Source organism: Streptomyces sp. SDr-06, assembly GCF_003324565.1.
GTDB lineage: Bacteria > Actinomycetota > Actinomycetes > Streptomycetales > Streptomycetaceae > Streptomyces.
Window position 1 is genome coordinate 180,447 of the sequence record NZ_QOLA01000008.1, and the last position, 22,139, is coordinate 202,585.

The 22,139-nt window shown below is 72.7% G+C and carries 19 protein-coding genes and 1 pseudogene; 11 read left to right on the forward strand and 9 right to left on the reverse strand.

What is annotated here, in order from left to right:
* Positions 1 to 32: 32 nt before the first annotated feature.
* On the reverse strand, positions 33 to 572 hold the full coding sequence (locus DT019_RS19100; protein ID WP_114038052.1) for a hypothetical protein: 540 nt from the start codon (positions 570 to 572) through the stop codon (positions 33 to 35).
* A gap of 336 nt (positions 573 to 908) precedes the next feature.
* On the opposite strand from DT019_RS19100, the gene fmt reads away from it, so the two are divergent.
* From fmt to DT019_RS19120, 4 genes are all read left to right on the forward strand, one after another.
* On the forward strand, positions 909 to 1,853 hold the full coding sequence (gene fmt, locus DT019_RS19105; RefSeq protein WP_114038053.1) for a methionyl-tRNA formyltransferase: 945 nt from the start codon (positions 909 to 911) through the stop codon (positions 1,851 to 1,853).
* Between the two features lie 38 nt (positions 1,854 to 1,891).
* Entirely contained in the window at positions 1,892 to 3,349 is a 1,458-nt protein-coding gene (locus tag DT019_RS19110) for an RsmB/NOP family class I SAM-dependent RNA methyltransferase (protein ID WP_114038054.1), read from the forward strand.
* A 227-nt stretch (positions 3,350 to 3,576) separates the two neighbouring features.
* Complete coding sequence (gene rpe, locus DT019_RS19115; RefSeq protein ID WP_114038055.1) at positions 3,577 to 4,260, forward strand: ribulose-phosphate 3-epimerase; 684 nt, start codon at positions 3,577 to 3,579, stop codon at positions 4,258 to 4,260.
* A gap of 93 nt (positions 4,261 to 4,353) precedes the next feature.
* Positions 4,354 to 5,403 carry a sugar-binding transcriptional regulator gene (locus tag DT019_RS19120; protein WP_114038056.1) on the forward strand — a complete coding sequence of 350 codons (1,050 nt, stop codon included), beginning with the start codon at positions 4,354 to 4,356 and terminating at the stop codon, positions 5,401 to 5,403.
* A gap of 34 nt (positions 5,404 to 5,437) precedes the next feature.
* Here the strand turns inward: DT019_RS19120 and DT019_RS19125 are convergent, their stop codons facing one another.
* The 3 genes from DT019_RS19125 to DT019_RS19135 are packed head-to-tail and all read right to left on the reverse strand — an operon-like array spanning position 5,438 to position 9,464.
* The gene (locus DT019_RS19125; RefSeq protein WP_223279659.1) at positions 5,438 to 6,526 is read right to left on the reverse strand and encodes an amidohydrolase family protein; all 1,089 of its coding nucleotides are present in this window, start codon (positions 6,524 to 6,526) and stop codon (positions 5,438 to 5,440) included.
* Positions 6,527 to 7,876, reverse strand: a complete 1,350-nt coding sequence (locus DT019_RS19130; RefSeq protein WP_114038057.1) for a glutamine synthetase family protein — start codon at positions 7,874 to 7,876, stop codon at positions 6,527 to 6,529.
* Between the two features lie 4 nt (positions 7,877 to 7,880).
* Positions 7,881 to 9,464 carry an ATP-dependent DNA ligase gene (locus tag DT019_RS19135; RefSeq protein ID WP_114038058.1) on the reverse strand — a complete coding sequence of 528 codons (1,584 nt, stop codon included), beginning with the start codon at positions 9,462 to 9,464 and terminating at the stop codon, positions 7,881 to 7,883.
* A gap of 71 nt (positions 9,465 to 9,535) precedes the next feature.
* On the opposite strand from DT019_RS19135, the gene DT019_RS19140 reads away from it, so the two are divergent.
* From DT019_RS19140 to DT019_RS19150, 3 genes are all read left to right on the forward strand, one after another.
* Complete coding sequence (locus DT019_RS19140; RefSeq protein ID WP_114038153.1) at positions 9,536 to 9,958, forward strand: ribonuclease domain-containing protein; 423 nt, start codon at positions 9,536 to 9,538, stop codon at positions 9,956 to 9,958.
* Entirely contained in the window at positions 9,955 to 10,299 is a 345-nt protein-coding gene (locus tag DT019_RS19145) for a barstar family protein (protein ID WP_114038059.1), read from the forward strand. Before DT019_RS19140 ends, DT019_RS19145 begins: the two co-directional genes overlap by 4 nt.
* An 89-nt stretch (positions 10,300 to 10,388) precedes the next feature.
* A complete protein-coding gene (locus DT019_RS19150; RefSeq protein ID WP_114038060.1) occupies positions 10,389 to 11,870 on the forward strand; it encodes a GuaB1 family IMP dehydrogenase-related protein in 1,482 nt (493 codons plus the stop codon).
* 4 nt (positions 11,871 to 11,874) lie between these two features.
* Here the strand turns inward: DT019_RS19150 and DT019_RS19155 are convergent, their stop codons facing one another.
* Positions 11,875 to 12,948 carry a GDSL-type esterase/lipase family protein gene (locus DT019_RS19155; RefSeq protein ID WP_114038061.1) on the reverse strand — a complete coding sequence of 358 codons (1,074 nt, stop codon included), beginning with the start codon at positions 12,946 to 12,948 and terminating at the stop codon, positions 11,875 to 11,877.
* A 363-nt stretch (positions 12,949 to 13,311) separates the two neighbouring features.
* Between DT019_RS19155 and DT019_RS19160 the strand changes: the two genes are divergently transcribed.
* Positions 13,312 to 14,781, forward strand: a complete 1,470-nt coding sequence (locus DT019_RS19160) for an amino acid permease (RefSeq protein ID WP_223279660.1) — start codon at positions 13,312 to 13,314, stop codon at positions 14,779 to 14,781.
* A 10-nt stretch (positions 14,782 to 14,791) separates the two neighbouring features.
* Positions 14,792 to 15,247, forward strand: coding sequence for an Lrp/AsnC family transcriptional regulator (locus DT019_RS19165; protein WP_053724485.1), 456 nt, complete (start codon positions 14,792 to 14,794; stop codon positions 15,245 to 15,247).
* A 100-nt stretch (positions 15,248 to 15,347) separates the two neighbouring features.
* On the opposite strand, the gene DT019_RS19170 is transcribed toward DT019_RS19165, so the two are convergent.
* On the reverse strand, positions 15,348 to 15,932 hold the full coding sequence (locus DT019_RS19170; protein ID WP_114038063.1) for a Repetin: 585 nt from the start codon (positions 15,930 to 15,932) through the stop codon (positions 15,348 to 15,350).
* Between the two features lie 308 nt (positions 15,933 to 16,240).
* Between DT019_RS19170 and DT019_RS19175 the strand changes: the two genes are divergently transcribed.
* Together DT019_RS19175 and DT019_RS19180 are read left to right on the forward strand one after the other, a co-directional pair.
* The gene (locus DT019_RS19175; protein WP_114038064.1) at positions 16,241 to 17,038 is read left to right on the forward strand and encodes a carbon-nitrogen hydrolase family protein; all 798 of its coding nucleotides are present in this window, start codon (positions 16,241 to 16,243) and stop codon (positions 17,036 to 17,038) included.
* Positions 17,039 to 17,156: 118 nt separating this feature from the next.
* Positions 17,157 to 18,845: pseudogene (locus DT019_RS19180) on the forward strand (flavin monoamine oxidase family protein); the annotation flags it as partial.
* Positions 18,846 to 18,921: 76 nt separating this feature from the next.
* Here DT019_RS19180 and DT019_RS19185 read toward each other — a convergent pair.
* The 3 genes from DT019_RS19185 to DT019_RS19195 form a co-directional block, all read right to left on the reverse strand.
* A complete protein-coding gene (locus DT019_RS19185; RefSeq protein ID WP_114038065.1) occupies positions 18,922 to 19,851 on the reverse strand; it encodes an LLM class F420-dependent oxidoreductase in 930 nt (309 codons plus the stop codon).
* Between the two features lie 9 nt (positions 19,852 to 19,860).
* Complete coding sequence (locus tag DT019_RS19190; RefSeq protein WP_114038066.1) at positions 19,861 to 20,586, reverse strand: DUF5995 family protein; 726 nt, start codon at positions 20,584 to 20,586, stop codon at positions 19,861 to 19,863.
* Between the two features lie 118 nt (positions 20,587 to 20,704).
* Entirely contained in the window at positions 20,705 to 22,084 is a 1,380-nt protein-coding gene (locus tag DT019_RS19195; RefSeq protein WP_114038067.1) for a uracil-xanthine permease family protein, read from the reverse strand.
* Positions 22,085 to 22,139: the final 55 nt, after the last annotated feature.

The window sequence follows — 22,139 nt, forward strand, 5'->3', positions numbered from 1 at the left end:
GGGGACGCGAGGGCACGAAGGGGCGGAGCGGGTCAGCCGTTGCGGGGGCCGGGGAAGGCGCTGGTGCGGATGTCCTCGCGCAGGGACTGGCTGCTCGCCGTCGGCTGCGGGGGCATCGAGCGGGCGGCGGGGACCGCGGGCATGGGGGGCAGCGGCGGCAGGGTGCGGGTCGCCGTCGCCTCGGCCGGACGCTCGGCGTCGCCCTGGCCGGCGCCCTGGGCGGTCGCCCGGCGCGATCCGTAACGGCGGTGCACCGCCTGCTTGGTGACGCCGAGCGCCGAACCCACCGCGTCCCAGGAGAAGCCGAGGGAGCGGTCGAAGTCGACGGCCGCGGTCACCAGCGTCTCGACGCTGTCCCGCAGCTCCTGGGCGAGCCGTACGGTCGGGGCCGGGGCGCGGCCGTACACGACGAAGCCCGTGGAAGGGCCGGAGCGGCGCGGGCGGTAGACGTTGCCCAACTGCGCGGTGAGGGTGCGCAGTGCGTCCACCTGCCGGCGGACCCGCTCGATGTCCCGTACCAACAGGTGCAGGCTGGCCCGCGCTTGGGCGTCGTGGGTTGCGTGGTCGGCCATGAGCAAGCCTCTCGAACCGGCGATGAAAGGGGAGGGTGAAGACGGTGCTGGTGCTGCATGTTTCTGTTGCTGTGTTGACGTGCCGCGGGTGCTGAAAAGGTGCGGGCCGCGCGGGCGGCCCGGATCGGTCAATCTCTCTTGACCAACGCGCCACCTCCTGTTGTGGTCACGCTGCGGGGGCGTATGGGCATATGCACAGGGCGCGCAAGTCCCCGTACGCCCCTGCCGTACGGCTCCGCCGGGCCGCCCGCACAGCACGGCGCACCGGCGCGTACGCCCGCCGCCCAAGGGCCCATAGACTGGGACGCCGCTCTCGACAAAGCGAGGTAACCCCCAGTGAAGCTCGTCTTCGCAGGCACCCCCGAGGTCGCCGTTCCCGCCCTGGACGCCTTGATCGCCTCCGGCCGGCACGAGGTCGCCGCGGTCGTCACCCGGCCCGACGCGCCCGCCGGGCGCGGGCGCAGGCTGGTGGCGAGCCCGGTGGCCGAGCGTGCCGAGGAGGCCGGCATCGAGGTGCTCAAGCCCGCCAAGCCGCGGGACGAGCAGTTCCTGGCCCGGCTGCGCGAGATCGCGCCGGACTGCTGCCCCGTCGTCGCGTACGGGGCGCTGCTGCCCAAGGTCGCCCTCGACATCCCGGCCCACGGCTGGGTCAATCTGCACTTCTCGCTGCTGCCCGCCTGGCGCGGGGCCGCGCCCGTGCAGCACGCCGTCATGGCGGGTGACGAGATCACCGGCGCCGCCACCTTCCTCATCGAGGAGGGCCTCGACTCGGGCCCGGTCTACGGCACGGTCACCGAGGAGGTCCGCCCCACGGACACCAGCGGCGACCTGCTCACCCGGCTCGCGTTCGCGGGCGCCGGGCTGCTCGCCGCCACCATGGACGGCATCGAGGACGGCACCCTGAAGGCCGTTCCGCAGCCCGCCGACGGCATCTCGCTCGCCCCGAAGATCACCGTCGAGATGGCGCTCGTCGACTGGGCGGCCCCGGCGCTGCGCGTCGACCGGGTGGTGCGCGGCTGCACCCCCGCGCCCGGCGCCTGGACCGTCTTCCGCGGCGAACGCCTCAAGCTCATCCAGGCGGCGCTGGTCACCGACCGCACCGACTTGGCGCCCGGCGAGCTCTCGGTCGCCAAGAACAACGTGTACGTGGGCACCGGATCGCACGCCGTGGAGCTGCTCTGGGTCCAGCCCCAGGGCAAGAAGCCGATGCGCGGCGCGGACTGGGCCCGCGGCGTCCGGATCGCCCCGGGTGAGCGTCTGGGCGGGGCGGACGTACGCTGAGGGGGTTCGCCCCATCTGATCCGCGGAGCACCTTTCACGTGAACGATTCGCCACGTCGCAGCCCGAACCCCAGCGCGGGCAAGGGCGGCAAGCCGTACCGCCGGCCCAAGAAGGACCCCGTCCGCATCCTCGCCTTCGAGGCGCTGCGGGCCGTCGACGAGCGCGACGCCTACGCCAACCTCGTGCTGCCCCCGCTGCTCCGCAAGGCGCGCGAGGGCGGCACCTTCGACGCCCGGGACGCGGCGCTCGCCACCGAGCTCGTCTACGGCACCCTGCGCCGCCAGGGCACGTACGACGCGATCATCGCGGCCTGCATCGACCGGCCGCTGCGCGAGGTCGACCCGCCAGTGCTCGACGTGCTCGCGCTCGGCGCACACCAGCTGCTCGGGACCCGGATCCCGACGCACGCCGCGGTCTCCGCGAGCGTGGAGCTGGCGCGCGTGGTGCTCGGCGACGGGCGGGCCAAGTTCGTCAACGCCGTGCTGCGCAAGATCTCGGCCGACGACCTGGACGGCTGGCTGGAGAAGGTCGCGCCCTCCTACGAGGACGACGCCGAGGACCACCTCGCGGTCGTGCACTCGCATCCGCGCTGGGTCGTCTCCGCGCTCTGGGACGCCCTCGGCGGCGGCCGGGCCGGCATCGAGGACCTCCTGGAGGCCGACAACGAGCGCCCCGAGGTGACCCTGGTCGCCCGCCCCGGGCGCTCCACCACCGACGAACTCCTCGACGCGCTCGGCGAGGAGGGCGGTCTGCCCGGCCGCTGGTCGCCGTACGCGGTGCGGATGGCCGAGGGCGGCGAGCCCGGCGCCCTGGAGGCGGTGCGCGAGGGCCGGGCCGGCGTGCAGGACGAGGGCAGCCAGCTCGTGGCCGCCGCCCTCGCGAACGCCCCCGTCGAGGGTCGCGACGAGCGCTGGCTGGACGGCTGTGCCGGTCCCGGCGGCAAGGCCGCCCTGCTCGCCGCGCTGGCCGCGGGCCGCGGCGCCACCCTGCTCGCCTCCGAGAAGCAGCCGCACCGGGCCCGCCTGGTGGAGCGCGCGCTGGCCGGCAACCCGGGCCCGTACCAGGTCATCGCGGCCGACGGCACCCGCCCGCCGTGGCTGCCCCAGTCCTTCGACCGCGTCCTGGTCGACGTCCCCTGCTCGGGCCTCGGCGCGCTGCGCCGCCGTCCGGAGGCCCGCTGGCGCCGCCGTCCCGAGGACCTGGACGGCTTCGCACCGCTCCAGCGCTCGCTGCTGCGCGAGGCCCTGTCGGCGGTGCGGATCGGCGGCGTCGTCGGGTACGCCACCTGCTCGCCGCACCTGGCCGAGACGCGGATCGTCGTCGAGGACGTCCTCAAGGGGCGCGGCGGCGCCGAGCCCGTCGAGGCCGAGTGGATCGACGTGCGCCCGCTGATGCCCGGCGTCGCGGGCCTGGGCGAGGGCCCGGACGTCCAGCTGTGGCCGCATCTGCATGGCACGGACGCCATGTACCTCGCGCTGCTGCGCCGCACGGGCTGAGGAGTGACGGACCGTGCGCCCCAACTCGGCGCCCTGGTAACGGAGTTGGGCGCGTAACGGTTGGGTCGCCGTGGTGCGGGAGGGGCACCGGCCGCGCCCGTCGCCGGGCGCACGATCGCCTGCACAACCCGGTCGAACCGGCAGGATCGCCCGTGCCGCCCGGATCCGGACAGGCTTCGACCGGCACCATGGCAGGCAAGTTGCCCAGGGCATGGCAGGCTTGGGGCATGGCTCAGATCAACCCCAGCATCCTTTCCGCGGACTTCGCCAGGCTGGCCGACGAGGCACAGGCCGTCGAAGGCGCCGACTGGCTCCACGTCGATGTCATGGACAACCACTTCGTGCCGAACCTGACGCTGGGGGTGCCCGTCGTGGAATCCCTCAGCCGGGCGACGAACACCCCGCTGGACTGCCACCTGATGATCGAGGACCCGGACCGCTGGGCCCCGCAGTACGTCGAGGCGGGGGCCGGATCGGTCACCTTCCACGTGGAGGCGGCCGCCGCCCCCGTGCGGCTGGCCCGGGAGATCCGCGCCAAGGGCGCCCGCGCCTCGATGGCGCTGAAGCCCGCGACGCCGATCGAGCCGTACGAGGACCTGCTCCCCGAGCTCGACATGTTGCTGATCATGACGGTCGAGCCCGGCTTCGGGGGCCAGTCCTTCCTCGACATCATGCTGCCCAAGATCCGCCGGACCCGGGAGCTGATCGGCAAACACGGACTTGAACTCTGGCTCCAGGTCGACGGCGGCGTCTCGGCCTCGACGATCGAGCGCTGCGCCGAGGCCGGGGCCGACGTGTTCGTCGCCGGTTCGGCCGTCTACGGGGCCCAGGATCCGGCCGAAGCGGTGCGGGGCCTGCGCTCCCTGGCTGAACAGGCGACGGCGCTCGCACCCTGGGCATGCGCACACTGAACCGCCACTGAGTGAACGGAGCCCCTCGGGGCTGATCAAGGACCGTTGGATCTGACAGGATGAACAGCGAGTCCGGTGCGTGAACAGCAGTTTGTGAACAGCAGTGAGGAGATCGCGGTGTCTGCAATGTCGGCGGGTCGGTCAGCCCTGCGGATGGGACCCGCGGAGCTGGTGCAGGCGGCGGCGATGGCCCGCCGCTTCTACCTGGAGGGGAAGTCCAAGATCCAGATCGCCGAGGAGTTCGGCGTGAGCCGCTTCAAGGTGGCCCGGGTCCTGGAGACCGCGCTGGAGCGCGACCTCGTGCGGATCGAGATCCGCGTCCCCGCCGAACTGGACGCGGAGCGATCCGACGCCCTGCGCGCCCGCTACGGTCTGCGGCACGCCGTGGTCGTCGAGTCCCCGGCCGAGGGCGAGGAGACCTCTCCCGACCCGGAGAACCTCGGTGAGGTCGCCGCCGACCTGCTCGGCGAGCTCGTCAGCGAGGGCGACGTGCTGGGCCTGGCCTGGGGCCGCTCCACGATCCACATGGCCGCCGCCCTCGACCGGCTGCTGCCCTGCACGGTCGTCCAGCTGACCGGGGTGTACGACGCGGGCACCGCCGAGCGCGGCTCCGTCGAGGCGGTCCGCCGCGCCGCGCAGGTCTCCGGCGGCGAGGCCCACCCCATCTACGCCCCGATGCTGCTGCCCGACCCGGCCACCGCCGCCGCGCTGCGCAACCAGACCGGGATCGCCCGCGCCTTCGAGTACTTCGACAAGGTCACGGTCGCCGCGGTGTCCATCGGCTCGTGGGAGCCCGGCATCTCCACCGTCCACGACATGCTGACCGACGAGGAGCGGGCGCACTACGCCTCGCTCGGTGTCGCCGCCGAGATGTCCGCGCACCTCTTCGACGCGGAGGGCCGCCGGGTCGGCCGCGACCTGGGGGAGCGCTGCATCACGGTGGAGGCCGACCGGCTGCGGCGCATCCCGGAGGTCGTGGCGATCGCCGGCGGCCAGCGCAAGGCCGCCGCGATCGACGCGGTGCTGCGCTCCGGCCTGGTGACCAGCCTGGTCACGGACACCGCCGCGGCCGACTTCCTCCTGAACGAGACCGGCCCCAAGCCGCGCCCCGCGCTGGACCGCGCGGACCCGGACGGGATCTGAGGTACCGGGGGCGAGCGCCCCCGGTACCACCGCGTCACGTGCCGTAGACGCGCTCCGCGTTGCCCGCCGACACCAGCGCGGCCACCCGCTCCGCATCGGCGGCCGACCAGGCCCCGGACCCGGTCCAGCCGTTCAGGAGCCGGTCCAGCGCCTCCCGGTAGAGCCGCGCCCCCACGACGTACAGCTCCGCGAGGCCGTACGCGTCCGTCGAGAACAGCAGCTTGCCGAACGGGGCCAGTTCCAGGAACTCGGCGAGCACCGCCCCGGCCCGGGCCCCGGTGTGCGTGAGCGACAGCCCCACGTCGGCGTACACTTGCGGATACACCTGCGCCAGATAGCCCGCGCCCCGCTGGTAGGGATAGCCGTGCAGCAGGATCACCCGGCAGCCCGTCGGGCGCACGGCCCGGATGAAGTCGGTGAGCAGCAGCGGGTCGCAGCGGTGCAGCCTGAGGTCGGGGTCGCCGAACCCGGTGTGCAGCTGGAGCGGCAGCCCCGTGTCCGCCGCCGACCACAGCAGATGGCGCAGCAGCACGGGCGAGGTGATCCGCCCGGCCCCGGCGGTCAGCCAGTCGGCGGTGGCCGCGCGGAGCTCGGCCGGTCTCGGCGGCTCGGGCGCGAGATCCAGGCCGTAGCGGTATCCGGCCACCGACTTGAAGCCGGCCGCGCCGCGGGCGGCGGCGCCGATCGCCGCGGCGAGGGCGGCCAGGAAGTTGTCCGGATCTCTCACCCCCTCGGCGGTGCGCTCGGCGAGCTGTTCCAGCCGTACGATCTCGCGCGCGCTCGCCCCGCTCAGCTCGGCCAGTTCGGCCGGGGTCGTCAGATCGCCCGGCAGCCCGGTGTCGACCAGGAACGTGCCGATGCCGCTCGCGCCCAGGAGCAGCCGGTTGGCCTCCATGGCGCCCAGTTCGCGACGGCGGGCCAGATAGCGTTCCGGCGGGCAGTGCGGCTCAAGACCGAGCAGCGGCGGGCACCAGCGGCGCACCGCGAACCCGAGCTGGGTGTCGAAGAAGCTGGTGCCGTCCGCGGCCGGGGCGTCGGACTCGGTCAGGAACGCCTCGAAGGCGGCGTCGTCGGGGTCGGAGCGCAGCACGCCGTGACAATGGTGGTCGACGAGCGGCAGCACTCAGTACCTCCCGCGGGTGGCCTCGGCGATCTCCTGCGGCGTACGGCCGTCGAACAGCTTCGTCTCGGCCTGGCGCACCGCGACGATCGCCTCGAAGAGCCGGTCGCCGAGCGCCTCGCGCAGCGCCGCCGACTTGGTGAAGTGGCCGAGCGCCTCGGGCAGCGAGGTGGGCAGCCGCCGGGCGCCGTCGGTGTTGACGGGGTCGCCCGCCACCGGCTCCGGCAGCCGCAGGCCCGCGTCGATCCCGGCGAGCCCGGCGGCGATCAGGGCGCCGGTCACGAGATAGGGGTTGGCCGCCGGGTCGAAGGACTTGACCTCGGCGTTGGCCGCGTCCTCGGCGCCGGGCGGCCCGGCGACGAACCGCAGCGCCGCCTCGCGGTTCTCCAGACCCCAGCACTGGAAGGCGCCGGCCCAGCTGGACGGCGTCAGCCGCAGGTAGCTCGCGGGGGTCGGCGCGCCGATGGCGAGCAGCGCGGGCAGCGCGTCGAGGACGCCGGCGAGGAAGCTCTCGCTGGTCGCGCTCATCCCGGCCGGGCCCTCGCCGCCCCGGCACAGGTTGCGGCCGTCCTGCCAGAGGCTGAGGTGGACATGGCCGCCGTTGCCCACGCCCTCCGGGTCGGCGACCGGCCCGAACCAGGGGGTGAGGCCGTGCTGGAGCGAGACCGCCCGGATCGTCTCGCGGACCAGCACCGCGAGGTCGGCCGCGCCCACCGGGTCGGCCGGGGCCACCGACACCTCGAACTGGCCCGGGGTGTACTCCGGGTGGATCTGCAGGACCTCGACGCCCTGCGCCTCCAGCGCGCCGAGCACGTCGCCCACGTACGCGGAGCGCTCGACGACCCGGGCCATCCCGTAGGCCGGGCCCGCGAGCGGCGGGTCCACGATCCACTCCGTCTCGAAGCCCATGCGCAGCTCGATGCCGCGCTCGGCGGCCCGCTCCGTCATCCGGCGCGCGAACTGCCTCTGGCAGGCGTCGTAGGGCCGCCCCGACTGCTCGAAGCGGTCGACCGGCGCCCAGGCCCAGCCGGGCTGGGCGGCGAGCACGGTGAGCCGGTTGAGGTCGGGGACGAGGCGCAGGTCACCGTCGGGGCCGCCGATGTGGGGGCTGCTGGTGACCGAGTCGTCCACCAGGTACACGTCGAAGACCGGGGACATGCCCACCCCGTGGGCGGCGACCTGGGCGAGCCGCGCGGTCGGTACGACCTTGACGCGGGTCAGGCCCGCCACGTCCACCCAGGTCAGCGCGACCGCCCGCACCCCCTCGGCGGTCAGCCTGGCGGCCGCGAGCCCCGCCTCCCGCCCCCGCCTCTGTGCGTGCTCCCGCTGTACCCCGTTGTGACCCTGCTCCACCGGTTCATTCCTTTCCGTCGCGACGGGGGCTCCCCCTGTCCGAGCGAAGCCGAGAACCGGGGAGAGCGATGACCGTCGCGACCGTGTCCGCCTCCGAGGCCCTCTTGTCCTCGCGGTAGCGCACTACCCGCGCGAACCGCAGTGTCACCCCCTCCGGGTACCTTGACGATCTCTGTACGCCGTCGAAGGCCACTTCGACGACGAGTTCCGGCCGCACCCGCACCCCCCAGGGCTCCTCGGCCACCGCCAACTCCCGCAGCCGCTCGGTCTGCCAGGCCAGCAGTGCGTCCGTGAGGCCCTTGAACGTCTTGCCGAGCATGGCGAACGTGCCGTCGTCGCGGCGCGCCCCCAGATGCAGGTTGGAGAGCGTGCCGGTGCGCCGGCCGTGCCCCCACTCGGCCGCGAGGACGACCAGGTCCACGGTGTGCACCGGTTTGACCTTCAGCCACGACGAGCCGCGCCGCCCCGCCGCGTACGCCGAACCGAGCGCCTTGAGGACCACGCCCTCGTGCCCGCGCTCCAGCGTCGCGGCCGCGAACTCCTCGGCGGCGCGCCGCTGTTCGGGATCGGCGGGGTCCTCCACCACGTACCGCCGTACGCGGCGGGGCTCGGGCGCGATGCGGGCCAGCTCGGCGTGCCGCTCGCGTACCGTCAGGTCGAGCAGGTCGCGGCCGTCCACCGACAGCAGGTCGAAGAAGACGGGGGAGAGCGGCAGCCGGTCGCGGGCGCCCGCGACGTCGAGCCGGGAGCCGACGCGTCCGGCGATGTCCTGGAACGAGCGGGGCCGCCCGTCGTCGCCCAGCGCGATCACCTCGCCGTCGAGCACCGCCTGATTGGCCGTCAACTCCCGTGCGGCGGACACCACTTCGGGCAGCCGCTCGGTGATCTCGTCGAGGGTGCGGGTGAAGACCCGTACCGTCTCGCCGTCCTTGTGGACCTGGGCGCGGATGCCGTCGAGCTTCTCCTCCACCGCGCACGGGCCGAGCCGGTCGAGCGCCTCGGCGACGTCCTTCGCGCTGTGCGCGAGCATGGGCAGCACGGGTCGCCCCACATCGAGCCGGAAGGCGGCGAGCGCGGCCGGGCCGCCGGCGAGCAGCGCCCGGGCCACCGTGCCCAGCGAGCCGCCCAGCATCACCGCGCGCCGCACGTCCGCGGCCGGAGCGCCGGCCGCCGCCGCGAGGCCCTCGACGGCGGCCGCGTCGAGGGCGCCCTGGCGCACCTCGCCGGTGATCAGCGAGAGCAGGAACCGCTGCTCCCCTTCGGTGGCCGCCGCCATCAGCTCCCCGGCCAGCCGTCTGCGCTCGCCCTGTGCGCCCTTGCCGGTCACCGCCGAGATCCGGTCGAGCGCCTCGTCGACGTCCCTGACGGTGAGCGTCGGCGTGGCGGCGGGCGGCGGGCGGTCCTTGAGCGTGTTCCAGCCGAGCCCGGTGCGCCGCTGGGGCAGCCGCCCCGCGAGATAGGTCACCACCAGCGGCGCCTCGTCGGGTTCGGTGGCCGAGAACAGCCGCGCGAGCAGCGCGGCCTTCTGGGACCGCGAGGCGGTGGCGGCGATCTCGGCCGAGGTCCCGGCCACGTCGGCGAGCAGCATGCGTCCATCCTGACCCGCACATGACGGAGTACGCATTCGCTCGCGGCGCCGCCGGATGGGACCATCGGCACATGATCAACAGGTTTGCCCGGATCGCCCTCGCCTCGGTGCTCGCGTGCCTGGCCGTGCTGCTCGTCGGCTGCGGGGGCAAGGACAGCGCGAAACCGGCGGGCGCCAAGCCCTCCGTGGCCGCCTCCACACCCGCCTGGGCCAAGGGGATGGCCACCGTCCCGGCCGCCCAGCTGCCGCCCGAGGCGCAGAAGACCCTCACGCTCATCGACAAGGGCGGCCCGTTCCCGTACAGCAAGGACGGCGTGGTGTTCGGCAACTTCGAGAAGGTCCTGCCGCAGCAGAAGCGCGGCTACTACCACGAGTACACCGTCGACACCCCGAACTCCCGCGACCGCGGCGCACGGCGCCTCGTCACCGGGCAGGGTGGCGAGTTCTACTACACCGGCGATCACTACAAGACGTTCAAGGCGGTGCTGCGATGACGGCCGAACCGTTCGACTCCGTACGGGCCGCGGGGTGGCTGGTCGACGTCCTCGACCTCGACGGGGTCACCGGCAAGGCCGCGTTCATGGACCGCGCGGCCACCGCGCTCCGGCTGCCCGAGTGGTTCGGCCGGAACTGGGACGCCCTCGCCGACTCGCTGGGCGACCCCGACTGGGGCCCGGCCGATCCCGGACGCCTCCTGGTCGTCACCCACTGGCAGGAGTACGCCGCCCGGCGGCCGGAGGAGTGGGCGACCGCCCAGGCGGTACTGGACGCCTCGGCCGGGTCGGGGCCCCACGGAACCCTGGCCGTGCACCTCGCGCTCGGAGGATCGCACTAGGCCCGGTGCCCCGGCCCTGGACGATCGGCCCGGGCAGCGCAATCATACGAACATGGGACAATGAACTACGTGCTTTTCCCCTGGCTGAAATGCCTGGGGCCACCTCGAACGACTGGGATGTTCAGCACGTGCGTTTCCTCAACGACATCAAGCCGCCGTACGACCTGACGTACGACGATGTGTTCATGGTGCCGAGCCGCTCCGCGGTGGGCTCCCGCCAGGGCGTCGACCTGGCCTCTCCCGACGGCACGGGCACCACCATCCCGCTCGTCGTCGCCAACATGACCGCGATCGCCGGCCGCCGCATGGCCGAGACCGTGGCCCGCCGTGGCGGCATCGTCGTGATCCCCCAGGACATTCCGATCGAGGTCGTCACCGACGTCATCACCTGGGTCAAGACGCGTCACCTCGTGCTCGACACCCCCATCGTCCTGGCCCCGACCCAGACCGTCGCCGACGCGCTGGCCCTGCTGCCCAAGCGGGCCCACAACGCGGGCGTCGTCGTCGACGCCGACCAGAAGCCGATCGGTGTCGTCACCGACCAGGACCTGACCGGCGTGGACCGCTTCACCCAGCTGTCCGAGGTCATGGCCAAGGACCTGCTCCTGCTCGACGCGGACATCGACCCGCGCGAGGCCTTCAACCGGCTCGACAACGCCAACCGCCGCTACGCCCCCGCCGTGGACAAGGACGGCCGCCTCGCCGGCATCCTGACCCGCAAGGGCGCCCTGCGCGCGACCCTGTACACGCCGGCCACCGACGCCAACGGCAAGCTGCGCATCGCCGCCGCCGTCGGCATCAACGGCGACGTGGCGGGCAAGGCCAAGCAGCTCCTGGACGCCGGCGCGGACACCATCGTGGTGGACACCGCCCACGGCCACCAGGAGTCGATGATCGCCGCGATCAAGGCCGTGCGCGGCCTCGACCCCCGGGTCCCGATCGTCGCGGGCAACATCGTGGCCGCCGAGGGCGTGCGCGACCTCATCGAGGCCGGCGCGGACATCATCAAGGTGGGTGTGGGCCCCGGCGCCATGTGCACCACCCGGATGATGACGGGCGTCGGCCGGCCGCAGTTCTCCGCCGTCCTGGAGTGCGCCGCCGAGGCCAAGAAGTTCGGCAAGCACGTGTGGGCCGACGGCGGAGTGCGCCACCCGCGCGACGTCGCCATGGCGCTCGCCGCCGGTGCGTCCAACGTCATGATCGGCTCCTGGTTCGCCGGGACCTACGAGTCCCCGGGCGACCTCCACACCTCCGCCGAGGGCCACCTCTACAAGGAGTCCTTCGGCATGGCCTCCGCCCGCGCGGTCAAGAACCGCACGAGCGACGAGTCCGCCTACGACCGGGCCCGCAAGGCCCTGTTCGAGGAGGGCATCTCCACCTCGCGCATGTTCCTCGACCCGACCCGTCCGGGCGTCGAGGACCTGATCGACTCGATCATCGCGGGCGTCCGCTCCTCCTGCACCTACGCCGGTGCCTCCTCGCTCGCCGAGTTCGAGGAGAAGGCCGTCGTCGGCATCCAGTCCGCGGCCGGCTACGCCGAGGGCAAGCCGCTGCACGCCAGCTGGAGCTAGCCGCTCACCGCTGTGAGTCCCGGAGCCCCCGCGAGTCCGCTCGCGGGGGCTTTGGCACGTGCGGGCCCAGCGCCCGTGCCACCGCCGCCCCGAGCCGCGCATGGCCCTCGTCGGTGGGGTGCAGCCCGTCCATGAGGTGCTCCGCGCTCAACAGGTCGCGTCCGGGCAGGAGTTGGAGCGCGGTGTCGCCCGCCCCGGCCAGCGCGCGCGTCGCGTCCTCCATCGCCCCGCGCAGCTCAGCCAGGGTCGCGCCGAGCGCGTTGGGGGTGGATTCCGCCTCCGGGCGCAGCAGTGGGGAGACGACCAGCAGCGGGGTGGCCGGGTGTCCGCGGCGTACGAGCCGGACGAAGGCCAGGGTCGTCTCGTGCATCAGGGTGGCCGAAAACGGTATCCGCGACCAGCAGTTGGTGCCGAAGGCGAGGGTGATCACGTCGCCGGGCAGCCGGGCCAGCTGCTCGGCGGTGGGGAGTTCACCGCGACCGCCGCCCGCGTAGCCGAGGTTCACCGTGTCCAGGCCAAGGGCGCGGCCGGCGACGGCCGGCCAGGCGTGTGCCGGCCGGGTCGACCACCAGCCCTCGGTGATGGAGTCGCCGTGCACGAGCCATCTCGGGCCGCGCGGGGCGGGGGAGATCGTGCCGCCGACCGCCCGCAGGCCGAGCACCACCGGTGACCGGCTCTCGGGCGGGTGGACGGTGAACGGCCCCTCGGAGCGGGGGAGTTGGAGGGTGACGAATCCCTCCTCGGCCGGTTCGGCGGCCGTCTCGCGGACCAGGTGGTCGCCCTCCCACAGGGCGAACGTGTGGGCCAGCTCGCCCAGCGCGTCCCCCGGACCCGGCACCCGGGCGCGGTAGCGGATCCGCACCGCCGAGGCGCCCCGCGCGGTGAACTCGACCCGCGTCCCGATGGGCAGATTGGCCCGCTCGCCGGTGTCCCACGGCAGCCGCATCGCGTCGTCCGGGTCCGCCCGCACCGGCCGCCCCTCGGCGTCCAGCCAGGCCACTCCGCGCAGAAAGGGGCCCGGATCAAGCCAGCCCGTGACCCTCTGCCCGGCGCTCTCGTACGGCACGTCCAGCTCCATGGGGGGCGACCCTGCAACAGGCCTGACGAAGAGTCAAGGCGGCCCCGTGACCAGGACCACTGACGAAGGCCGTGAACAGGGCTGTGAGCAGGACGTACGCACGGATCGAACGTTGATGTGCAACAAACACCCATCCGTCGCACTTGCGCGCAATGATCAGCCGCCGATGCGCAAGGTTGCTGCATTACGACCGGGAAGCGGAACCCCATAAGGTTCTCGCCGTACGTGGAGTGGCGGGGACCGCCTGCTCGGCGGAACCGGCCACGGGAAGGCTCCATGCTGCCCGAAATGTCCCCTTGAGCGGGCGGGTCGGTACGCCGCGGTCACCGGCCACCTCAATGGCAGCGATAAGGAGCCACCTCAGTGTTGGATCACGGCGCAGCGCCACCCTCGACCGATGCCCCCGCCGCCGGGGGCCCGCGCCCCGGTCGCGGTCTGATGCGGCGCAAGCCGGTGGAGACGCTGGTCGCGGAGGGTGGCCAGGGCGAGGGCGGCTCCCTGAAGCGGTCGCTCGGCATGTGGCAGCTGACCATGATCAGCATCGGTGCGACGCTCGGCACCGGAATCTTCGTGGTGCTCGGCGAGGCCGTCCCCAAGGCCGGGCCCGCCGTCACGATCTCCTTCGTGCTCGCCGGTCTCACGGCGCTCTTCTCCGCGCTCTCCTACGCGGAGCTCGCGGGCTCCATCCCGGTCGCGGGCTCCTCGTATTCATACGCTTACGCAACGCTCGGCGAACTCATCGCCTGGATCTGCGGCTGGTGCCTGATCCTGGAGTACGGCGTCTCGGTGGCGGCGGTCGCCGTCGGCTGGGGGCAGTACCTCAATGAGTTCCTGGACGGCACCATCGGCGTCACCATCCCCGACGCGCTGTCCGCACCGCCCGGCGACGGCGGGATATTCAACCTGCCCGCGCTGATCGTCGTGGTCCTCGCGATGGGCCTGCTGCTCGGCGGCGCCCGCGAGTCGGCCCGCGCCAACACCATCATGGTCGGCGTCAAGATCGCCGCCCTGGTGCTGTTCTGCGTGATCGGCTTCATGGGCTTCAAGTCGGGCAACTACGCGAACTTCATGCCGATGGGCACCGCCGGTGTGAGCGGGGCCGCCTCCACGCTGTTCTTCTCCTACATCGGCTTCGACGCCGCCTCCACCGCCGGTGAAGAGGCCAAGAACCCCAAGCGCGACCTGCCCCGCGCGATCATGCTCTCGCTGGTCATCGTCACCGCGCTGTACGTCCTGGTGGCGTTCGTCGCCGTCGGCGCCCGGCCCTGGAAGCAGTTCGAGGGCTCCGAGGCGGCGCTCGCCGGAATCATGAAGGACGTCACCGGGCACTCCTTCTGGGCCACGCTGCTCGCGGCCTGCGCCGTGATCGCCATCGCCAGCGTCGTCCTGACCGTGCTCTACGGCCAGACCCGCATCCTCTTCGCGATGTCCCGCGACGGCCTCGTCCCCAAGGTGTTCGCCAAGGTCAGCCCGCGCAGCGGAACCCCGGTCGCCAACACCGTCGCCGTGTCGCTGTTCTGCGGCGTGCTCGCCGCGGCGGTGCCGTTGGGCAACCTCGCCGACGCCACCAGCATCGGCACGCTCTTCGCCTTCGCTCTGGTCAACGTGGCCGTCGTCATCCTGCGCAAGACCCGCCCCGAGATGCCCCGCACCTTCCGCGTGCCGCTCGGCTGGGTCGTCCCGATCCTCGGCTTCCTCAGCTGCGGCTACCTCATGTGGAACCTGTCCGCAGTCACCTGGGAGTACTTCGGATACTGGATGGCCGCCGGTCTCGTGATCTACTTCGGATACGGCTACCGCCGTTCCAGGCTGGCCACCGCCTCACAGAAGTGATCCACCCGCAGTGCGACTGAATGACCTCGATGAACGCATCGTCCACGCGCTCGCCGAAGACGCCCGGCGCTCCTACGCCGACATCGGCTCGCTGATCGGTCTGTCCGCGCCCGCCGTCAAACGGCGCGTGGACCGGCTGCGGGCCGAGGGCGCCATCACCGGCTTCACCGTGCGGGTGGACCCGGCGGCCCTCGGCTGGGAGACCGAGGGGTTCATCGAGATCTACTGCCGTCGCAACACCTCGCCCGACGCGATCAAGCGCGGGCTCGAGCGGTACCCCGAGGTCGCGTCCGCCTCCACCGTCACCGGCGAGGCGGACGCGATCGTCCAGGTCTTCGCCTCCGACATGCGGCACTTCGAGCGGGTCCTGGAGCGGATCGCGGGCGAGCCCTACGTGGAGCGCACCAAGTCCGTGCTGGTGCTGTCGCCGCTGCTGCGGCGGTACACCTCCGGGTCGCCCGCCTAGCCCCCTGCCCCGCGGCGCGGCCTCCCCGGGCCGGTCGGCGCCGCTCGGCGGACGTCACCGGCGGCTCCCGCCGTCCACCGCCCGCGGCTCCCGGGGCCGCCTAGCCCTTGGGCTGCTCGTAGATCGGCTGCCACGGCAGCACCGTGAAGTCGCCGGAGCCCTCCTTCACCTTCTCGAAGGGCGCCGAACTCACGCACTTCGGCAGCTGCTGATTGCCGGCGTCCCTGCCGACCCAGCTGTAGCCGAGCCGGTCGTGCGTGCCCTGGTCGTGCACGGTCACGCCGACCCGCTTGCCCTTGAACGGCGTGTCCGAGTCGGTCACCACGCCCGTGACCACCGCGACCTTGCCGCCGGTCACCAGGCAGTCCACCTTCGCCTTCGCCCAGCCGGACGTCCCGTCGGGGAAGACGTGCCGGAAGGAGAACGTGCCGTACGCCGCCTCCGGATCCATGGTGTCCTTGGCCGCCAGGTGGGCGTCGAACGAGAACGTGATGTCGTCCCCGGCCGGCCGGTACAGCTTCGCGGTGCCGGTCAGCGCCGCGGCCTCGCGCGGCCGGTGGCCCGCCCCGCCCTCCTGGCCGTTTCCGGCGGCGGCCGCCGCTCCGGTGGCTCCGGCGGCGATGAGCAGGGCCGCGGCCAGCGCCGGCAGCCTGGTGCGGGCGGGGGAGAACGCGATGCGGGACATGGCAGACCTTCCATGCGGTCGTGAGGCGGTCGGCCCGGCCGTTCCGGGCGTGTGACCAGCCTTCCGTCCGCGGCCGCCCGGTACATCGCTCCCCGGGGTGGGCCGGTTCCCCCGAGCGGGGGAGCCGGGTGTCGGACCTGAGGCGTAAGGGCGGCGTCAACGGCGCGCAACGAATCGCCACAGATCGCCGATCATGCGCAACGAATCATGCCGATGTGCGCAACGGTGGCGCCTTGTTCCGGCCGAGCGCCGGAACGTACCGTCTATCCGACCCCACCCCGCACCCGTGCCCCTGCCGAGGACTGCCCATGCCGCCGTTGCGCACCGCCCTGCTCCAGAGCTCCGGCCGTCTCTCGGACGTCGCCGCGAACCTGAAGACGCTGGACGAGGCGGCCGGGCGGGCGGCCGCGACCGGCGCCGGACTGATCGTCTGCCCCGAGCTGTTCCTCACCGGATACGCCATCGGGGACGACGTGGCCAAGCTCGCCGAGGCCGCCGACGGCCCCTCCGCGCGAGCCATCGCCGACCTCGCCGTACGCCACGGCCTGGCCGTCGTCTACGGCTACCCCGAGCGCGACGGCGAGCACGTCTACAACGCCGCGCAGCTGATCGGCCCGGACGGCGAGCGGCTCGCCAACTACCGCAAGACGCACCTGTTCGGCTGCTTCGAGCAGGAGGCCTTCACGCCGGGCGACCGCACGGTCGTCCAGGCCGAGCTGAACGGCCTCCGCCTCGGCATGATGATCTGCTACGACGTGGAGTTCCCGGAGAACGTGCGGGCGCACGCGCTGGCCGGCACCGACCTGCTCCTGGTGCCCACCGCCCAGATGCACCCCTTCCAGTTCGTCGCCGAGTCCGTCGTCCCGGTCCGCGCCTTCGAGAACCAGCTGTACGTCGCGTACGTCAACCGGACCGGGCCCGAGGGCGAGTTCGAGTTCGTCGGCCTGAGCTGCCTGGCCGGGCCCGACGGCGCCGCCCGGGCCCGCGCCGGGCGGGGCACCGAGCTGGTCGTGGGCGATGTCGACCCCGAGTTCCTGGCCGCCTCGCGCGCGAACAACCCGTACCTGCGCGACCGCCGCCCCGGCCTCTACGCCTCCCTGGTCTGAGCCCTGGCCCCCGAGTCTTCGAGCCCTGTGTCCTGAGCCCCGGGCTCTGATCCCCGAGCCCCGGGTCCCGAGGCCCCGAGCCCCTCACCTTCCGTACTGTGCAAGGAGTCCGTACCCCATGACGTCCACGGTGCCCACCGCCGTCCAGCACATCGACGAGCAGCCGCCCGTCACGATGTTCGGGCCGGACTTCCCCTACGCGTACGACGACTACCTCGCGCACCCGGCGGGGCTCGGTCAGATACCCGCGACCGAGCACGGCGCGGAGGTCGCGGTCATAGGCGGCGGCCTCTCCGGCATCGTCGCCGCGTACGAGCTGATGAAGATGGGCCTCAAGCCCGTCGTGTACGAGGCCGACCAGATCGGCGGCCGGCTGCGCACCGTCGGCTTCCCGGGCTGCGACCCCGAGCTCACCGCCGAGATGGGCGCCATGCGGTTCCCCCCGTGCTCCACCGCGCTCCAGCACTACATCGACCTGGTGGGCCTGGAGACCAAGCCGTTCCCCAACCCGCTCGCGCCGGACACCCCCTCGACGGTCGTCGACCTCAAGGGCGAGTCCCACTACGCCACCTCGGTCGACGAGCTGCCGCCGGTGTACCGCGAGGTCATGGACGCCTGGAACGCCTGCCTCGAAGAGGGCGCCGACTTCTCCGACATGAACCAGGCCATCCGCGAGCGCGACATCCCGCGCATCCGCGAGATCTGGGCCAAGCTCGTCGAGAAGCTCGACAACCAGACCTTCTACGGCTTCCTCTGCGAGTCGGAGGCCTTCAAGTCCTTCCGGCACCGCGAGATCTTCGGCCAGGTCGGCTTCGGCACCGGTGGCTGGGACACCGACTTCCCGAACTCCATCCTGGAGATCCTGCGCGTCGTCTACACCGAGGCGGACGACCACCACCGCGGCATCGTCGGCGGCTCCCAGCAGCTGCCGCTGCGCCTGTGGGAGCGCGAGCCGGTCAAGCTCGTGCACTGGGCGCCCGGCACCTCGCTCTCCTCGCTGCACGAGGGCGCGCCGAAGCCCGCCGTGACCCGGCTGCACCGCACCGCGGGCAACCGCATCACGGTGACGGACGCCGACGGTGCCATCCGCACCTACCGCGCGGCGATCTTCACGGCGCAGTCCTGGATGCTGCTCTCCAAGATCGCCTGCGACGACTCGCTCTTCCCGATCGACCACTGGACGGCGATCGAGCGCACCCACTACATGGAGTCCTCGAAGCTGTTCGTGCCGGTGGACCGGCCGTTCTGGCTGGACAAGGACGAGGAGACGGGTCGGGACGTCATGTCGATGACGCTCACCGATCGCATGACGCGCGGCACGTACCTGCTGGACAACGGCCCGGACAAGCCCGCCGTCATCTGCCTCTCCTACACCTGGTGCGACGACAGCCTGAAGTGGCTGCCGCTGTCGGCGAGCGAGCGCATGGAGGTCATGCTCAAGTCGCTCGGCGAGATCTACCCCAAGGTCGACATCCGGGGGCACATCATCGGCAACCCGGTGACCGTGTCCTGGGAGAACGAGCCGTACTTCATGGGCGCGTTCAAGGCGAACCTGCCGGGCCACTACCGCTACCAGCGGCGCCTGTTCACCCACTTCATGCAGGAGGCGCTGCCGGAGGACAAGCGGGGCATCTTCCTCGCAGGCGACGACATCTCCTGGACGGCCGGCTGGGCGGAGGGCGCCGTGCAGACCGCGCTGAACGCGGTGTGGGGCGTCATGCACCACTTCGGCGGGACGACCGACGCCGCCAACCCCGGGCCGGGCGACCTGTACGACTCGATCGCGCCGGTCGAGCTTCCCGAGGAGGACGCAAGTCCTCCATCGCCCGACGCGCCCGGCGGGTCGCGCCGGACAGGACGGCGGGCCGGGCCACGCCTCCCGGCTACAACCCCGCCGCCCGCGTCAGCTCGTACACCTCCGCCGCCACGTCCTTCAGCTCCTCCGCGTTCCTCGCCGAGCCCTGGAGATCGAGCAGGAACTCGCCCACGCCGTCCAGGGCGTGGGCGGCCAGGTCCTCCACCAGTTGGGGGGCGCTGCCCGTGAACGGGGGGCGGTCCGCGCCCTCGTACGGCTTCGGCGTGTACCGCGCGTTCACGCGGACGCAGACCTCGATGGGCCTCGTCCTGCCGCGCTCCTCGGCGAGGTCTCTGAGCCTGGTCCACTCCTCGGCGAGCTGGTCCGCGCCCTGGGCGGCGGGCAGCCAGCCGTCCGCCCGGTCCACCAGGCGCCGCGCCGATCTGGGGCTCATCGCCGGAAGGTAGACCGGGATCGGACGGGCCGGTTTGGGGCCGACCACGGACGGGGCGATCGTGGTCAACTCGCCCTGGTAGGCCACCGGATCGGGGCCCCACACCGCGGCGCACACGTCGAGCAGCTCGTCGAGGACCTTGCCGCGCTGGGCGAAGGGGGCCACGCCCGCCGCCGCGTACTCGTCGTGCGACCAGCCCGTGCCGAGACCGGCCACCACCCGGCCGCCGCTCGCCGCGTCCAGCGAGGCGAGCGAGCGGGCCAGCTGGAAGGGGATGTGCAACGGGGCGACGAGGACGCTGGTGCCGAGCCGGGCCCGTCCGGTCGCGGCCGCCGCCAGGGTCAGCGTGACCAGCGGGTCGGCCACCGAGCGGTAGATGTCCGGCCAGGGCAGGCCCGGCACGCCGTACAGCCCCTGGGTCGCGGGTTCTGGGAACAGCACGCGCTCGAAGACCCACAGGCTCTCGTAGCCGATCTCCTCGGCGGCCCGCGCCACCGCGGGCACGTCGCGGCCGATGTCGTACTGTCTCATCTGCGGAAGGCCGAGTCCGAGCCGGATCGCCATGGTCGCTCCTCAGTCGGGAACCGAAAGCGGTGTGAGCAGGCAGCGGGTCACCAGACCCACGCCCGCGTCCAACCGATCAGTGAACTCCTGGGCCAGGGCCGGAAGTTCCCGCAACTGCCACAGGACCTTCGCCGCGGACCAGGAGGCGTCCCGCGCCCGGTCCAGGCTCCAGGACGCCAGCAGGTGGGTCATGGGGTCGGCCACCTCGAAGAGGTCGGGGCCGGGCATGAGTTCCTCGCGGATCCGCTCCTCCAGCAGGGTGAGCGTGTCGCCGACCCGGTCGAAGTCCCGTTCCAGGGCGGCCGGTTCACAGCCGAGCGCGCGGCAGGTGTCCACCACGGCGAGGGTGAGGTCGTGCCCGATGTGCGCGTTGATCCCGGCCAGCGCGAACTGCAGCGGGCGCACGCCCGGATGGCGCCGGTACTGGAACAGCGGCCGCCAGCAGTGCGGCGCGCGGCCGCCGGCCGAGGTGGCCTCCACCGCCGTGAGGTAGCGCTCGGCGAAGAGCAGGTCGAGGGTGGCCGCGGCCCGGGCGTCGGCGAAGCCGCCGTGCGCGACGATCCGGGAGATCTCCTCGGTGACCGTCAGGTAGACGCGGTTGAACACCGCGATGCCGTCCCGGGCCGGCAGGTCCGCCCGCAGGGCGCGCATGCGCCGCACCACGGGATCCAGCGGGGTGGCGAAGCGGTGGAGGTGCGCACGGTGTCCGGTCTCGGTCCATCCGGTCTGCGTCATGGGGGCAGCGTCCCAGCCCGCCGCCGCGCCGAGCACCGCCGTACGGGGGCTTGACCGGAACGGATGAACGGCGTGGGGCCCGGCCCCCGATGGGTGCCGGGCCCCACGCCCCCGTGGGCTAGGCCTGTTCCTTCTCGTACGAGGAGGTGCCCGAGTCGAGCAGGGGCTCCTGCTCCTTGAGGTGGGCCGGGGCGAGGGCGCGCAGCACGTGGTAGCCGGTGATGACCACGATCGTGCCCAGCGCGATTCCGCTGAGCTGGAAGTTCTCGGTGAACTTCAGGGTCACGTTGCCGATGCCGATGATGATGCCCGCGGCGGCCGGCACCAGGTTCAGCGGGTTGCGCAGATCGACCTTGGCGTTGATCCAGATCTGGGCGCCGAGCAGGCCGATCATGCCGTACAGGATGACGGTGATGCCGCCGAGGACCCCGCCCGGGATCGCCGCGACGACCGCGCCGAACTTGGGGCACACGCCGAAGAGCAGCGCGAATCCGGCGGCGGCCCAGTAGGCGGCGGTCGAGTAGACGCGGGTGGCGGCCATGACGCCGATGTTCTCGGAGTACGTGGTGTTCGGCGGGCCGCCCACGGCGGTCGAGAGCATGGAGGCGGCTCCGTCGGCGGCGATCGCGGTGCCCAGCTTGTCGTCGAGGTCGGCGCCGGTCATCTCGCCGACGGCCTTGACGTGCCCGGCGTTCTCGGCGATCAGGGCGATGACGACGGGCAGCGCGACGAGGATCGCGGACCACTCGAAGCTCGGCGCGTGGAAGCTGGGCAGTCCGATCCAGTCGGCCTTTCCGACGCCCGAGAGGTCCAGGCGCCAGTGGTCCACCGCCGTCGGGCCGCCGTGCACCGAGTGGATCTTCCCGAAGACCCGGTCGAGGAGCCAGGAGACGGCGTATCCGAAGATCAGCCCGAGGAAGATCGCGATCCGGGACCAGAAGCCGCGCAGGCACACCACGGCCAGACCGGTGAAGAGCATGACCATGAGCGCCGTCCACTGGTCCTGGGGCCAGTAGGTGGAGGCGGTCACCGGCGCCAGGTTGAAGCCGATCAGCATGACGACGGCGCCCGTGACGATGGGCGGCATCGCGGCGTGGATGATCCGCGCGCCGAACCGCTGCACGGCGAGGCCCGCGAAGAACAGCACCACGCCGACGACGAAGACCGCACCGGTCACCGTGGCGCTGGTGCCGCCGGTGGCCCGGATCGCCGCGGCCACGCCGACGAAGGAGAGCGAGCAGCCGAGGTAGCTGGGCACGCGCCCCTTGGTGGCGAGCAGGAAGATGACCGTCGCGATGCCGGACATCATGATCGCGAGGTTGGGGTCGAGGCCCATCAGGACGGGGGCGACGAACGAGGCGCCGAACATGGCGACCACGTGCTGGGCGCCGAGGCCGATCGTGCGGGGCCAGGAGAGCCGCTCGTCGGGGCGTACGACGGCTCCCGGAGCGGGGGTCCGCCCGTCGCCGTGCAAGGTCCAGCGCACGCCGAGGCGCATGGTCGCTCCAGTTCGTCCGTCGGGGTCAGGAATTCGAAAAGATCAGGCCAAATGT